Annotated in this window: 14 protein-coding genes and 1 pseudogene; 6 read left to right on the top strand and 9 right to left on the bottom strand. The window is 71.1% G+C overall.

Annotated elements, in window-relative coordinates; all coding sequences use genetic code 11:
* Positions 1-56 precede the first annotated feature (56 nt).
* From EWH70_RS19345 to hemQ, 3 genes are read right to left on the bottom strand one after another with little or no spacing between them, the layout of a single operon-like run.
* Positions 57-338, bottom strand: a complete 282-nt coding sequence (locus EWH70_RS19345) for a DUF3817 domain-containing protein (RefSeq protein ID WP_130476846.1) — start codon at positions 336-338, stop codon at positions 57-59.
* Position 339: 1 nt separating this feature from the next.
* Positions 340-801, bottom strand: coding sequence for a DUF2269 family protein (locus EWH70_RS19340; RefSeq protein WP_130476845.1), 462 nt, complete (start codon positions 799-801; stop codon positions 340-342).
* Between the two features lie 9 nt (positions 802-810).
* The gene (gene hemQ / locus EWH70_RS19335; protein ID WP_338078586.1) at positions 811-1,518 is read right to left on the bottom strand and encodes a hydrogen peroxide-dependent heme synthase; all 708 of its coding nucleotides are present in this window, start codon (positions 1,516-1,518) and stop codon (positions 811-813) included.
* A 122-nt stretch (positions 1,519-1,640) separates the two neighbouring features.
* On the opposite strand from hemQ, the pseudogene EWH70_RS19330 reads away from it, so the two are divergent.
* A pseudogene (locus EWH70_RS19330) lies at positions 1,641-2,204 on the top strand (alpha/beta hydrolase); the annotation flags it as partial.
* Between the two features lie 328 nt (positions 2,205-2,532).
* On the opposite strand, the gene EWH70_RS19325 reads toward EWH70_RS19330, so the two are convergent.
* From EWH70_RS19325 to pfkB, 3 genes are read right to left on the bottom strand one after another with little or no spacing between them, the layout of a single operon-like run.
* Positions 2,533-2,823 carry an HPr family phosphocarrier protein gene (locus EWH70_RS19325; RefSeq protein ID WP_130476844.1) on the bottom strand — a complete coding sequence of 97 codons (291 nt, stop codon included), beginning with the start codon at positions 2,821-2,823 and terminating at the stop codon, positions 2,533-2,535.
* Between the two features lie 21 nt (positions 2,824-2,844).
* Positions 2,845-4,236, bottom strand: coding sequence for a PTS mannitol transporter subunit IIBC (locus EWH70_RS19320; protein WP_240687069.1), 1,392 nt, complete (start codon positions 4,234-4,236; stop codon positions 2,845-2,847).
* 50 nt (positions 4,237-4,286) lie between these two features.
* Positions 4,287-5,324, bottom strand: a complete 1,038-nt coding sequence (pfkB, locus tag EWH70_RS19315) for a 1-phosphofructokinase (protein WP_240687068.1) — start codon at positions 5,322-5,324, stop codon at positions 4,287-4,289.
* Between the two features lie 182 nt (positions 5,325-5,506).
* Here pfkB and EWH70_RS19310 point away from each other — a divergent pair, with 182 nt between their 5' ends.
* The 4 genes from EWH70_RS19310 (at position 5,507) to EWH70_RS19295 (ending at position 10,019) form a co-directional block, all read left to right on the top strand.
* On the top strand, positions 5,507-6,103 hold the full coding sequence (locus EWH70_RS19310) for a TetR/AcrR family transcriptional regulator (protein ID WP_130476842.1): 597 nt from the start codon (positions 5,507-5,509) through the stop codon (positions 6,101-6,103).
* 5 nt (positions 6,104-6,108) lie between these two features.
* Positions 6,109-8,265, top strand: a complete 2,157-nt coding sequence (locus tag EWH70_RS19305) for an MMPL family transporter (protein ID WP_130476841.1) — start codon at positions 6,109-6,111, stop codon at positions 8,263-8,265.
* Between the two features lie 93 nt (positions 8,266-8,358).
* Positions 8,359-8,934 carry a D-alanyl-D-alanine carboxypeptidase family protein gene (locus EWH70_RS19300; RefSeq protein ID WP_240687067.1) on the top strand — a complete coding sequence of 192 codons (576 nt, stop codon included), beginning with the start codon at positions 8,359-8,361 and terminating at the stop codon, positions 8,932-8,934.
* Positions 8,935-9,086: 152 nt separating this feature from the next.
* Entirely contained in the window at positions 9,087-10,019 is a 933-nt protein-coding gene (locus tag EWH70_RS19295) for a LysR family transcriptional regulator (RefSeq protein WP_130476840.1), read from the top strand.
* Here the strand turns inward: EWH70_RS19295 and EWH70_RS19290 are convergent.
* The 3 genes from EWH70_RS19290 to EWH70_RS19280 are packed head-to-tail and all read right to left on the bottom strand — an operon-like array spanning position 9,964 to position 12,678.
* A complete protein-coding gene (locus EWH70_RS19290) occupies positions 9,964-11,151 on the bottom strand; it encodes a glycine C-acetyltransferase (RefSeq protein ID WP_130476839.1) in 1,188 nt (395 codons plus the stop codon). The genes EWH70_RS19295 and EWH70_RS19290 overlap by 56 nt on opposite strands.
* Positions 11,151-12,182: an L-threonine 3-dehydrogenase gene (gene tdh / locus EWH70_RS19285; protein ID WP_130476838.1), complete on the bottom strand. Its 1,032-nt coding sequence runs from the start codon at positions 12,180-12,182 to the stop codon at positions 11,151-11,153. Before tdh ends, EWH70_RS19290 begins: the two co-directional genes overlap by 1 nt.
* A gap of 58 nt (positions 12,183-12,240) precedes the next feature.
* The gene (locus tag EWH70_RS19280) at positions 12,241-12,678 is read right to left on the bottom strand and encodes a pyridoxamine 5'-phosphate oxidase family protein (protein WP_130476837.1); all 438 of its coding nucleotides are present in this window, start codon (positions 12,676-12,678) and stop codon (positions 12,241-12,243) included.
* Positions 12,679-12,773: 95 nt separating this feature from the next.
* Between EWH70_RS19280 and EWH70_RS19275 the strand changes: the two genes are divergently transcribed.
* Positions 12,774-13,838, top strand: a complete 1,065-nt coding sequence (locus EWH70_RS19275; RefSeq protein ID WP_205669173.1) for a zinc-binding dehydrogenase — start codon at positions 12,774-12,776, stop codon at positions 13,836-13,838.
* Positions 13,839-13,844: the final 6 nt, after the last annotated feature.

Genomic DNA, 13,844 nt, shown 5'->3' with positions numbered 1-13,844 from the left:
CCGCCTCCTCAGGTTCTATGCATTTGCATCTAACCCTAACGAGACGGCTCCCGGATCTATTTCCCGCTGGTCAGCGGCGCTGCCGTGCGGACGACGAGCAGACCGCCGATGCCGGGGATCAGCGCCATGGCCTTGCCCCGGCCCGGACAGCCCGCCACCCAGGTGAGCGCGATGGTGGCGAGGTAGGCACTGCCGTGCAGCGGCCCGAACAACGACGAGACCACCGGCAGGTGGACGGTGGCCACGTTGGCCAGCAGCACCACCAGGGTGGCCAGCTCGGCGACCGAGACGGCCTTCAGCGCCTGCCACACCCGCGGCGACGGCGTCTGCGTGCTCATCTCACACCCCCGTCGTAGAGCCGGGCCGGACGATCATCAGGACGGTGACGACGACCCAGGTCAGCGCGAACATCCCGGTCACCATGGACAGCCGCTTCAGCCGTGCCGTCACGGAGTCATCGGGCGCCTGCCCGGTGATGACCGCGAGAATCCGGCGCTGTTCCGGCACGATCACCACCGCGAGCAGGACGACCGCCAGCGCGGTCAGCGCCATCGAGACCAGCAGCCACGGGTCGGTGAGCACCCCCAGCTTGGCGCCGGTGGCGACGCCGAACACGGGCACGGCGACGGCGGCCACGCTGTAACCGACGCTGATCCGGTGCAGCAGCTTCACCACCGCACCGTCGGACCCGTCGCGCAGCGCTTCGCGGCCGTACCGGGGGAACAGGCTCGCGGCCACCGTGATCGGCCCGATCAGCACGATGGCGCCGATGACGTGGACACTCAGCAGGAACGCGGTCATCGGTGCCCCCTACGGCAGTGCGGCGACGATGTCGGCCGGGCCGCGGCGCGGACCGGTGTAGAACGGGGTCTCCTCGCGGACATGGCGCCGGGCACCGGAGGCCCGCAGCGCACGCATCAGGTCGACCAGCCGGTGCAGCTCGTCGGCCTCGAACGCGAGGATCCACTCATAGTCGCCGAGCGCGAACGACGACACCGTGTTCGCCCGCACGTCCGGGAACCCGCGGGCCTGCTGCCCGTGCTCGGCGAGCAGTTCCCCGCGCTCGGCCTTCGGCAGCAGGTACCAGTCGTAGGAGCGCACGAACGGGTACACGCACACGAAGTCGCGGGGATCCTCCCCGGCCAGGAACGCGGGCAGGTGGCTCCGGTTGAACTCGGCGGGCCGGTGCAGCGCCACCTGCGACCACACGGGCTCCAGGTGCGAGCCGAGCACCGTCCGGCGCAACCGGGCGTAGGCCCGCTGCAACGCCGAGGAGTCCGGAGCGTGCCACCACACCATGACGTCGGCGTCCGCGCGGAAACCCGAGACGTCGTAGAGCCCGCGGGTGACGACACCGTCGCCGGCCAGGCCGGCCAGCAGTTCCTCCAGCTCGGCGGTACACGACGCGCGCCGGTCCGGCAGCGGTGAACGGGACCGGAACACCGACCACATGGCGTACCGGATGGTCGCGTTCAGCTCGTTGATGCGAGATGCCTTCGTCGGCTTCGGTTCGCTCACGCCGCCAAAGTAACAGCCAGGCTGAAACTCGGGTACGACTGTGACGAAGGTTTCAGTTAGACTGTTTCTATGCCCCGAATCGAACTGTCCGCCGGCCCCGTCGAGTACGAGGACACCCGCGGGACGTGACGCTGGTACTCAACGACTGGGGCGGCGGCCAGTTCCTGATCTCCGAGGGCCGCGCGGACCGCGTCGGCAAGCTGGCCTTGGTGGCGCGCGAGGCGTTCGACAACTTCCCGCCCGGCCCGGCGAAGGCCGTGAGCCGGATCGCCGGCCTGCCCGGCGGGGTGTGGCTGCTGATGCAACTGCTCCGGATCCGGCCGATCCGGAACGCCCGCAACGGCTACGGCGGCATGAGCCTGCGTGGCGCCCCCGACGAGGTGCTCGACGACTGGTTCGCCCCCGCCCGCGGCAGCGCCGAGATCCGCAGGGACTTCGCCAAGTTCGCCACCGGTGCACCCGACAGGGCGACCCTGCTGACGTGGAGCGAGCGACTGCGGGATTTCGACCGTCCGGTGCTCGTGGTGTGGGCGGCCGAGGACCGGCTCATGCCGCGCGAACACGGTCCCCGCCTGGCCGAGCTGTATCCACGGGGCCGCCTGGTCGAGATCGCCGGCTCCTCCACACTGATCCCCGAGGACCAGCCGCAACGCCTCGCCGAGGTACTGATCGACTTCGCCGGTTAGGTCACGGCGAACCGCCGGCGGTACTGCTGCCGAACGGTCACATCGCGCTGAGCAGCCCCGCGACCAGCGCCCCGATCAGCACCGCGACCAGCAGGAGCGGCAGCCGATCGCCGGCCCGCAACGGCAACGTCATACCAGCTCGCCTCGACATCGGTGTCCTCCTCCGCACGACTGCTCTCGCAGCCGGAACGCGGCCGGACGACGGCCATGACGCGAGCCGTCCCGACGATCACCCACAGGGGTGACGACGGCTGAAGCACGTGAAGGCCACCTTCATCACGTCTCACGTGGTGAAGGTGGCCTTCACGTGCTGTGGGGCCCCGGACGGTCAGGCGCTGGCGGCCTTCGCCGGGGCGTCGTCGAGGTCGGTGGTCAGTACCGCGGCCACCGCCTCCAGCGCCTCCTCCGCACCCGGGCCCTCCGCCTCGATGGTGACCGTGTCACCGCCGGAGACGCCGAGGGCGAGGATCGAGATCAGGCTGCCGGCGTCCACCGCCGGCCGGTCACCGGCGCTGATCCGGACCTTCACCTCCTGCTCCCCCGCGGTCTTCGCGACCACCGCGGCCGGCCGGGCGTGCAGCCCGATCCTGGACGCGACCACGACCTGCTTGCTGGGCATGAGTCCTCCTCGACTACCGGGTCAGCCCCGGATCTCCTCGCCGTCCTTGATGGCCTTCTCCACCTCGTCGAACACCGGGTCGCCGAGGAAGGCGTTGAACGGCACCACGACGGCGTTCGGCGCGGACGCCCTCGCCCGCTCGGCCAGGTCGGTGTGGGTGAGCACCACCTGCGCGTCGTCCGGGATGTCGTTGACCGGCACGTGCTCGACGGTCACGCCGTACGGCTTGAGCCTGGTGCGCATCTGGCTGGCCAGCATCACGCTGCTGCCCATGCCCGCGTCGCAGGCGACCAGCAGCTTCTTGACGTCCTTGCCGGCGACGACCCGCGTCTCGCCCGAGGACGGCGCCGTCGACGCGCCGACCTTCGCCTTCGCGGGTGTCTTCGCGTTGACCGCGGGTACGTCGACCAGCTCGTCGGCCCCGCGGCCGAACCGCAGCAGCATCGCGGCGAGCAGGAACGACACACCGGTGGCGACCACAATGGACAGCAGCACGCTGAGGTGCCCGCCCTTCGGCGTCACCGCGATGTAGGCGAAGATGCTGCCCGGCGACGGCGACGCGACCAGACCCGAGTTGGTGATCATCGCGGTGGCCACGCCTGCCATGCCGCCACCGATCGCGGCCAGGATCAGCCTCGGCTTCATCAGCACGTACGGGAAGTAGATCTCGTGGATGCCGCCGAGGAAGTGGATGATCATCGCGCCGGGCACGCTCGGCCGCACCACGCGCGGGCCGAACATGAAGAACGCGATCAGGATTCCCAGTCCCGGCCCCGGGTTGCTCTCGATCATGAACAGCAGCGACTGGCCGACGCTGCTGGACTCCGACGCCGCCAGCGGGCTGAGCACGCCGTGGTTGATGGCGTTGTTGAGGAACAGCACCTTCGCCGGTTCGACGATCACCGACACCAGTGGCAGCAGGCTGTTGTCGACCAGGAAGTCGACGCCCTTGCCGGCCAGCGACGTCAGCCCGTCGACGAGCGGGCCGACCGTGACCAGGCCGAGCACGGCCATCGCGCCGCCGATGATGCCGGTGCTGAAGTTGTTGACCAGCATCTCGAAGCCGGACTTGATCTTGCCGTCGATGAGCCGGTCGAAGCCCTTCAGCACCGCCGCGGCGGCCGGGCCGATGATCATGGCGCCGAGGAACATCGGCGACTCGGCCGCGGCGATGACCCCGACCGTGGCGATCGCGCCGATCACCGCGCCGCGCTGACCGTGTACCAGCCTGCCGCCGGTGTACCCGATCAGGATCGGCAGCAGGAACTTGATCATCGGCTCGCCCAGCGCGTTCAGCGTCTCGTTGGGCAGCCACCCCGTCGGGATGAACAGTGCGGTGATCAAGCCCCACGCGATGAACGCGCCGATGTTCGGCATGACCATCCCGGCGAGATGGCCACCGAAACGCTGCACTCTGGCACGGAAGCCGTTGCCTTGTAAGTTCTTCAGATCTGCGGGACTCGTCATCGAATCTGCTCCAATCCGTACACCTCATGGGGACCGCTCAACGGCCGGGAAAGGTCCGGCGGCTGGTGGAGGCGGACCGTGGACCGGTCCACGTCCTCCGGCGCCGGCATGCGACTGCCCGGCATCCGGACCGCCGCGGCCCCCCACGACAAGGCTTCGACCAGTGCGTCACCACCGGTGCTGCCGGCGGCCAGGAACCCGGCGAGCATCGCGTCGCCTGCTCCGACCGAACTGCGTCCGCCGCCGTCGACCGGCGAATCGCCACACCGCACACCCCGTGCGTCGACCAGCACCGCGCCGTCGGCTCCGAGGCTGGCGAGCACGGTGCCCGCGCCGTCGCGCCGCATCCGCTCGGCCACGCGCACCACGTCGGCGACGGTGGTGATCGGGTGCCCCGCGAACTCGGCGAGCTCGTCCCGGTTCGGCTTGACCAGCGCGGGCTCCGCCGCGAGGGCGGCCCGCAGCGCCGGACCGGACGTGTCCACCGCGAACCGCACGCCGAGATCACGCAGCGCGTGCCCGAGTTCGGCGTAGAACGTGTCGGGCACGCCCGGCGGCAGGCTGCCGCTGGCCACCACCCACTCCGCCTGCTCGGCGGCGGCCAGCACGGTGCGCACGATGTCCTCGAGGTCGGCCTCGCCGAGCTGCCCGCCCGGTTCGTTGACCTTCGTGACGGTTCCGTCGGGTTCGGTGAGGCTGACGTTGGATCGCGTGTAACCGCTGACCGCGACGGCACGCACGTCGATACCACCGGCGATGAGCAGCGCCACCAGCTCGTCACCCGCGGCTCCGTTGCGTGGAACGACGGCACAGGAAGGGATACCGTGCACGGTGAGCGCCCTGGCGACGTTGACCCCCTTGCCGCCGGGGTCCAGCCACGTGCCGGTCGCACGCATCATCGCACCCGGGACCAGCTGGGACACCTCAATGGTCCGATCGAGGCTCGGGTTGAGCGTCACCGTCACGATCATGTTGGCGTCTCCGTCGCGGATGCCCGTACGACAGTTCAGCATGTGGCCTTGCTGCCGTTTCATCTGTGTATCGTTGTGTTTACATTGTTTCGCCTGGTGTGGTCAAGACCATAGTCACCAGGTTTCTCCACATTTCGGTATCGGAGCGTGATCGACAGCTTCACTCGGTGAGGTGACGAAGGTCTCCGACCGAAATGGTCGGTTAGCCGACCGATCCGGTCGTAAACGCTGTTAACGTCGTGGGCATGCCCCGATCGTTCCGAGAGCACGTCGACGAGGAAATCCTCGAAGGCGCGGCCAGCCTGTTCGCGCAGCACGGCTTCGCCCAGACGTCGCTGCAGGCCGTCGCGGATGCCGTCGGGCTGTCCAAGGCCGGCCTGCTGCACCACTTCCCCACCAAGGATGCCCTGTTCACAGCCGCACAGGACGTGGTGAGGGTGCAGAGCGAGCGGGTCCACGGCATGGTCGCCGACCTGCCCCCCGGGCAGGCGCGAGACCGGCGGGCACTGGAGTTGCTGGTCGACATCGCACTGGACCGGCCGGGTCTGGTCGCGCTGGCACTCGGCCCGCTGAGCCATCCGGACACCTCCGACCCCAAGACCGGCGACATCGCCGGCGACGGTGGCCGGATCTTCGAGATCTTCGCACTCGATCCCCAAACGGGGGACCCCGAACGGCTGGTGCGGGTGATGGGCGCGCTGAGCGCCCTCGCGGTCCTCAGCCTGGCCGCCAACCGCGCCGGTGAGCGCACCGGCTGGCGGCCGCACATCGTCGCGACCTGCCTGGACGCACTCGGCTACCACCACGCCGCGCGCCCGGAAACCGAACACGGAAAGGCCTGATCGACATGGCACGCCTGCTGTACCGACTCGGACTCGGCGCGCACCGCCGCCGGCTGCCGGTGGTGATCGTCTGGCTGCTCGTACTGGCGGCGACCGCGGTCGGCGCGGTCACGCTGTCCGGCACCACCTCGAACAGCTTCTCCATCCCCGGCCAGGAGTCCACGACCGCGATGGAGCGCATCCAGAGCGAGTTCGGCTCCGGCGGGGCGACCGCCCGCGTCGTGGTCCGCGCACCCGACGGGCAGAAACTGGTCGCACCGCCCCAGACCAAGGCCGTGAACGACCTGGTCGCCGAGCTGCGGACGCTGCCCGGCGTCGCCAGCGCCAGCAACCCGCTCGACCCGGCGGCCCCGACGGTCAATCCCGCCCTCGACACCGCCTACAGCACGGTCACCTACAACTCCACCGTCGGCGACATGAAGCCCGAACAGCGGGACGCGCTGCTCGCGGCCGCCGAGTCCGCCCGCGCCGGCGGGCTGACGGTCGAGGTCACCGGTGAGGCCATGACCGCGCCACCGGAGATCGGCGGCGCGGCCGAGGTGATCGGTGTCGTCGTCGCCCTGCTGATCCTGGCGCTCACCTACGGTTCGCTGGCCGTGGCCGGGATGAACCTGCTCACGGCGGCCGTCGGCGTCGGGATCGGCGCACTGGGCGTCACCATCGCCACCGGCTTCATGGACCTGCAGTCCACGACCCCGATCCTGGCCACGATGCTGGGCCTGGCCGTCGGCATCGACTACGCCCTGTTCATCATCAACCGCTACCGGCAGGAACTCCGCGACGGCGCCGACGTCGGCCCCGCCATCGCCACGGCCGTCGGCACCGCCGGGTCCGCGGTGGTCACGGCCGGGCTCACCGTCGTCATCGCGCTGGCCGGGCTGGCCGTCGCCGGTATCCCGTTCCTGACCCAGATGGGTATCGCCGCCGCGGCGACCATCGTCGTGGCCGTGCTCATCGCCGTCACGCTCGTCCCGGCAGTGCTCAGCTACCTCGGCCGCCGCGTCCTGCCCAAGCGGGAGCGCTCCGGTGCCGGTCCCCGGCCCGAGCGCGGCGTGTTCGGTGGCTGGGTGCGCACCGTCGTCCGCGGACGGCTGCCCGCGCTGCTGGTGACGGTCGTCGGCCTCGCCGTCGTCGCCGTCCCGCTGTTCTCCCTGCAGACGACGCTCGTCCCGCGTCAGCCGGAGGGCTCCACCCAGGCCCGCGCCGAGCAGCTCATCGCGGAGAACTTCGGCGCCGGGGTCAACGGCCCGCTGGTCGTCCTGATCGAGGGCCGCGACGCCCCGGCCGCCGCCGCCCAGGCGGGGCAGCTGATCCAGCCGCTGGACGACGTCGCCATGGTCGCGCCCGCCATGCCCAACGCCGACCGCAGCGCCGCGCTGGTCACGGTCATCCCGAAGTCCGGGCCGACCAGCGAGGCGACCGAGCAGCTGGTCACCGACATCCGCGGCAAGCTGTCCGGGCTCGACGGCGTCACCGCGTCGGTCACCGGAGCCACGGCGGTCAGCGTGGACGTGGCGGTGACCCTGGACGCCGCCCTGCCGGTCTACCTGGTGGTGGTCGTCGGCCTGGCGCTGCTGCTGCTCGTGCTGGTCTTCCGGTCCCTGCTGGTGCCGCTCGTCGGCGTGTTCGGGTTCCTGCTGACCATCGGCGCGTCGCTCGGCGCGACCGTCGCGGTGTTCCAGTGGGGCTGGCTGGGCGACGCGGTCAACCTTGACAGCACCGGCCCGCTGATCAGCCTGACCCCGATCATCGTCATCGGCATCCTGTTCGGGCTCGCCATGGACTACCAGGTGTTCCTGGTCTCACGCATGCACGAGGCACACCATCGCGGGCTGTCCTCCCGGGACGCCGTCGTGTCCGGCTTCCGGCAGGCCGCCCCGGTCGTCGTCGCGGCGGCGCTGATCATGTTCTCGGTCTTCGCCGGCTTCGTCCCCGCCGGTGACGCCACGATCAAGTCGATCGCGTTCGCGCTGGCGATCGGCATCCTGGTGGACGCCTTTGTGGTCAGGATGGTGCTGGTCCCGGCCGCATTGGCGCTGCTCGGCGAGCGGGCCTGGTGGCTGCCGAGCTGGCTGCGCTGGCTGCCGGCGCTCGACGTCGAGGGCAGCGCGCTGGAGGACGACCCGGACGAGAAGCGGGAACTGGTCGGCTCCAGCCGGTGAGCGAACTGCCCTCAGGTTGTCCGAAATGGACGATCTGAGGGCAGGATCACCAACACTGGCGGTGGCGTAGACCACATCGGTAGCTTCGATGCGGTGTCCGGCAGACTCCTGATCAGCGTGGTGGTGGCGGTGACGCTCGCGGTGGCGGCCCTGGTGGGCCTGGCCACCGCCGTCGAGACGCCACTCACCGTCGACCGGGCCGCCGGGCGGGCGGAGTTCGTCGTCGACTACGTCCCCGGCCCGACGACCGGCCCGCAGTGCTCACTGGACCAGCGCTACGTCGACGAGCAGCCCGAGGGACTGCGGCCGGACGTGCTGGAAGCATGGAACCGGCTGCGCTCGGCCGCCGAGGCGGCCGGGGTGAAACTGTGCGTGAACGACGGCAAGCGCAGCGCGGGCCAGCAGCAACACGAGTTCGACGACGCCGTCCGGCGGTTCGGCACCCCCGAGCTGGCCGGCCGGTACGTGCTGCCGCCGGACAAGTCGATGCACGTCAAGGGAATCGCGGTGGACATCCAGCCGCTGGCGTCGGCCGCCTGGGTCGAGCGCAACGGCGGCAAGCTGGGCTGGTGCCGCCGCTACGACAACGAGAAGTGGCATTTCGAGTACGACGCGTCCTACGCGACGGCGGGGTGTCCCGCTCTCCTGCCCAGCGCCACCGGACAATGACCGGGTGACCTGCATCGTGGCAAGCTGACCCGCACCGGTCGGGCCCGTCGGCGTCTGGACTGACGAGCCCAAAGGCCGCTCCGCGGCCGACGGCGAGGAGGGAAGACGCCGACTAAGGGGGCCCGAACGACGTCCGAGCGGAGCGAGGACAGATGACACAGATTGATCCCCGCAGGCTCCGGGTGCTGCAGGCGCTGGCCGACCACGGCACGGTGACCGCGGCGGGCGAGGCACTGCACCTGACGCCGTCGGCCGTGTCCCAGCAGCTGGCCACCCTGGAGGCCGAGACCGGGCAGGAGCTGCTACACCGCCGGGGCAGGCGGGTGTCGCTGACCGCGGCCGGTGAGCTGCTCGTCCAGCACGCCAACGCCGTCACCGCCGAGCTGGAACGGGCGCAGGCCACGCTGGCCTCGTTCACCACCGGCGCCCGCGGCCGGGTCGAGCTGGCCAGCTTCGCCTCGGCCATCACGCAGGTGGTCGCGCCCGCGATCCAGCGGCTGCGGCAGTCCACACCGGACGTCACGGTGGTGGTTCGCGACGCCGAGGGGCACACCAGCCTGCCGCTGCTGCTCGACGGCGAGATCGACGTCGCGATCACCGAGGAGTACCGGCCCTCGCACCGCACCGACCTGCGGGTCATCCGCTACCCGCTGTACAGCGAACCGTTCGACGCGGTGCTTCCGGCAGGCCACCGGCTGGCCGGCCGCCGATCGATCGGCCTGAAGGAGCTGTCCGGCGGTGACGACGACTGGATCGCGCCGCTGCCCGGCAACCCGTGCCGCGACGTCGTCGAACTCGCCGGCGCGAGCCCGCGGGTCACGCACACCTCCGACGACTTCAGCGCGATCGTCGCGCTGGTCGCCGCGGGCGCGGGCATCGCGCTGGTGCCGCGCAACGCGTTCACCGCGGCCGACGGCGCCGTCGCGGTGCCGATCGGGCGGTCGGCACCGCGGCGGCGGGTGTTCGTGGCCGTCCGGCGCGGCAGCGAGGAGCATCCGCTCATCCGTACCGTGCTGGACGGCCTGCTCGTCACTCCCGGTCGAGCTTCGCCCGGGCGGCCACGAACGCGTCGACCGCGCGGTTGATGTCGTCGGCCGAGTGCGCGGCCGACATCTGCGTGCGGATCCGCGCCTTGCCGCGCGGCACCACCGGGTAGGAGAACCCGATCACGTAGATTCCCTGCTCCAGCAGCAGATCGGCGAGCCGCGACGCCCGCGCCGCGTCCCCGATCATCACCGGGATGATCGGATGCTCGCCGGGCAGCAGCTCGAATCCCTCCGCCGTCATCCGCTCCCGGAACAGCGTCGCGTTGGCCCGCAGCCGGTCCCGCAGCTCGCCGGACGAGCTGAGCAGGTCCAGCGCGGCCAGCGACGCCGCGGTGATCGACGGCGCCAGCGAGTTGGAGAACAGGTACGGCCGCGAGCGCTGCCGCAGCATCTCCACGATCTCCGCGCGGCCGGACACGTAGCCGCCGCTGGCGCCGCCCAGGGCCTTGCCGAGCGTTCCGGTGACGATGTCGACCCGGTCGGTCACGCCGAACAGCTCGGGCGTGCCCGCGCCGCTGGGGCCGGTGAAGCCGACGGCGTGCGAGTCGTCGACCATGACCAGCGCGTCGTAGCGGTCGGCGAGGTCGCACAGTTCGTCCAGTGGCGCGAGGTAGCCGTCCATGGAGAACACGCCGTCGGTGGCGATGAGCCGGTACCGCGCGTCGGCGGACTCCTTGAGCTGACGCTCCAGGTCGGCCATGTCGCGGTTGCGGTAACGCAGCCGCCTTGCCTTGCTCAGCCGGACGCCGTCGATGATCGAGGCGTGGTTGAGCTCGTCGGAGATCACCGCGTCCTGGTCGGCCAGCAGGGTCTCGAACAGGCCGCCGTTGGCGTCGAAGCACGAGCTGTACAGGATGGTGTCCTCGGTGCCGAGGAACCGCGACAGCGCGGTCTCCAGCCGCTTGTGCGGCTCCTGGGTTCCGCAGATGAACCGGACCGAGGCCATGCCGAAGCCCCACTCGTCCAGCGCCGACTTCGCCGCCTCGACCAGCGCGGGATGGTCGGCGAGGCCGAGGTAGTTGTTGGCGCAGAAGTTGATGACCTCCGCGCCGTCGCCGACCCGCACGTTGGCGCGCTGTGGGGTGCCGATGACCCGTTCCGCCTTGTACAGGCCTTCGGCACGGATCCGGTCCAGCCCGTCCCGCAGGTCCTCGCGCATCGCGCCGTACATCAGTCCTCCGTCCAATCGAGAATGATCTTGCCGCAGTTTCCCTGCCGTGCGGTGGCGAACGCCTGGGCGTAGTCGGCACTGCGGTACCGGTGTGTGATGACCGGGCTCAGGTCGAGGCCGGCCTCCAGCAGCACCGACATCGAGTACCAGGTCTCGAACATCTCCCGGCCGTAGATTCCCTTGATGTGCAGCATCTTCAGCACGATGCTGCTGAAGTCGACCGGGAACTGCGTCGCGGGCAGGCCGAGCAGGGCGATCCGGCCGCCGTGTGCCATGCCGTCGATCATCGCGCGCAGTGCGCTGGGCTGGCCGGACATCTCCATGCCGACGTCGAAGCCCTCGGACATGCCGAGCATCCCCGGCGCGTCGGCGATCGAGGCGGTGCCGACGTCCAGCGCGAGATCGACGCCGACCTGCTTGGCCAGCTCCAGCCGGTGCGGGCTGACGTCGGTGATGGCGACGTGCCGCGCACCGGCGTGCCGGGCGACCGCGGCGGCCATGAGGCCGATCGGGCCGGCGCCGGTGATCAGCACGTCCTCGCCGATGACCGGGAAGGACAGCGCGGTGTGCACGGCGTTGCCGAACGGGTCGAAGATCGCCGCGACGTCGAGGTCGACCGGGTTGCGGTGCACCCAGACGTTCTGCTCGGGCAGCATCGCGTACTCGGCGAAGGCGCCGTCGCGGTGCACACCGAGGCCGCGGGTGTTGGCACACAGGTGACGTCTGCCTGCCTTGCAGTTGCGGCAGGTGCCGCAGACCAGGTGGCCCTCGCCGCTGACCAGGTCGCCCGGCTTGGCGGCGGTGACGGCCGCGCCGGTCTCGACGACCTCGCCGACGAACTCGTGGCCGACCACCAGCGGCGCGGTGATGGTCTTCGCGGCCCAGTCGTCCCACGCGTCGATGTGCAGGTCGGTGCCGCAGATGCCGGTCCGCAGCACACGTACGACGACGTCGTTCGGCCCCGGCCGCGGGTCCGGGACGTCGGTGTACTCCAGGCCCGGGCCCTCAGCGACCTTGATGAGTGCCTTCATGCGAGCAGTCTGGCCGCGCCCCGCTGTGCAGTCCATCGGGACTTTCTGAAGTCGCTTGTTAGCTCAGCTTCACAGCGACGGCGTAGCTGAGGTCGGTGGCGGTGAGCCGGTCCGGGCTCATCCGCAGCCAGACGGTGCCCTTCTCCGCGGGGTCGCCGAGCAGGTAGTCGCGGAACCGCGGGTCCCAGCCCGCCTCGTCGGTGCCGAGGTAGCGGGTCAGCTTGCGGCGTCCGCGCGGGATGTCGAAGGGCAGGATCTCGGCGCGCCCCCTGGCGATGACCTGCCGGACCACTCCGGTGGCGAGGTCGCATTCGTCGACGACGAGCGCGAGCGCGGGATCGGCCCTGACCCGCTCCGGAAGCGTGGCCCACGGGCCGGTAAGGATCCAGAACGTCCGGTCCTCCCAGAGGAACCAGGTCGGGCGCACGGTCGGCCCGTTGGTGGCGACCCGCGCGGTGAGCGGGCGGGTCAGGAACTCGTCGACGTCGAAGTCCATCGGCCGAGTATGCGGCCTCGGACGATGGTGGTGTTCACCCTGGCTTTCCCCGGCATTACTTGTCTATACAAGGCGGGCGTGCGACGGTGCGAGCCGTGACCTCGCTGATCGACACCATCACCGCCCGCTACGCCCGCTGGGACGGCGCCGGCAGGCCGTTCACCGTCGTCGCCACCGAGGTCCCCGGCACGCCGGGGCCGCGGGAGGCGCTCGTGCGGGTGGACCTCGCCACCGTGTGCGGCAGCGACCTGCACACCGTGTCGGGTGCGCGGCCCTCGCCGGTGCCCGGTGTGCTCGGGCACGAGCAGGTCGGCACGGTCGTCGCGGTCGGCGACCCCGCGCCGCGCTGCTTCGACGGCACGCCGGTGACGCCAGGGCTGCGGGTGACCTGGTCGGTGGCCGCGTCCTGCGGCCGGTGCGACCGCTGTGTGCGGGACATCCCGCAGAAGTGCCGCGAACTGCGCAAGTACGGCCACCTGCCGTTGCGCGCCGACCGGCCGCTGACCGGCGGGTTCGCAACCCACTGCGTGCTGCTCCCGGGCACCACGATCGTCGAGGTGCCCGCGATGGTGCCCGACGCCGTGGCGGCACCGGCGTCCTGTGCCACCGCGACCGTCGTCGCCGCCCTGCGTGCCGCGGCGGCCGACCTGGCGGGCCGGACCGTGCTGATCACCGGCGCGGGCATGCTCGGCGTGACCGCCGCGGCCATGGCGGCGACGGCGGGCGCACACGTCCACGTCGCCGATCCCGACCCGGCCCGCCGCGAGCGGGCCAGGGCGTTCGGCGCCGCGGCGGTCGGCGAACCGGCCGGTGAGTTCGACGTGGCCGTCGAGCTGTCCGGCGCGCCGGCGGCCGTCGCGACCTGTCTGGACAAGCTGGCTGTCGGGGGTACCGCGGTGCTGGCGGGAACGGTGTCGCCCGGCCCCGCGGCCGCCATCGACCCGGAACGGGTGGTCCGCGGCCTGCACACGGTGACCGGCGTGCACAACTACCGCCCGGCCGACCTGCACACCGCCGTCGGCTTCCTCGCCGAGCACCAGGGTCGCTTCCCCTTCGCCGAGCTGGTCGAGGGCCGGTTCGGCCTCGACGAGCTGGACGCCGCGTTCGCCGCGGCACGCACCGGGACGGCGCCGCGTCAGGCCGTCCTGCCCGGCGAGTAGCCGGGG

This window comes from Amycolatopsis suaedae (genome assembly GCF_004214935.1).
Classification (GTDB): domain Bacteria; phylum Actinomycetota; class Actinomycetes; order Mycobacteriales; family Pseudonocardiaceae; genus Amycolatopsis; species Amycolatopsis suaedae.
Note: the sequence above shows the minus strand (reverse complement) of the source record. Positions and strands in the feature narration are given on the sequence as shown.

Coding starts and splice junctions, on each gene's coding strand:
- EWH70_RS19290 (WP_130476839.1), bottom strand. CDS start 11,151: ATGTACGGCGCGATGCGCGAGGACCTGCGGGACGGGCTGGACCGGATC.
- EWH70_RS19295 (WP_130476840.1), top strand. CDS start 9,087: ATGACACAGATTGATCCCCGCAGGCTCCGGGTGCTGCAGGCGCTGGCC.
- EWH70_RS19310 (WP_130476842.1), top strand. CDS start 5,507: ATGCCCCGATCGTTCCGAGAGCACGTCGACGAGGAAATCCTCGAAGGC.
- EWH70_RS19340 (WP_130476845.1), bottom strand. CDS start 801: ATGACCGCGTTCCTGCTGAGTGTCCACGTCATCGGCGCCATCGTGCTG.
- EWH70_RS19305 (WP_130476841.1), top strand. CDS start 6,109: ATGGCACGCCTGCTGTACCGACTCGGACTCGGCGCGCACCGCCGCCGG.
- EWH70_RS19345 (WP_130476846.1), bottom strand. CDS start 338: ATGAGCACGCAGACGCCGTCGCCGCGGGTGTGGCAGGCGCTGAAGGCC.
- tdh (WP_130476838.1), bottom strand. CDS start 12,182: ATGAAGGCACTCATCAAGGTCGCTGAGGGCCCGGGCCTGGAGTACACC.
- pfkB (WP_240687068.1), bottom strand. CDS start 5,324: ATGAAACGGCAGCAAGGCCACATGCTGAACTGTCGTACGGGCATCCGC.
- EWH70_RS19325 (WP_130476844.1), bottom strand. CDS start 2,823: ATGCCCAGCAAGCAGGTCGTGGTCGCGTCCAGGATCGGGCTGCACGCC.
- EWH70_RS19280 (WP_130476837.1), bottom strand. CDS start 12,678: ATGGACTTCGACGTCGACGAGTTCCTGACCCGCCCGCTCACCGCGCGG.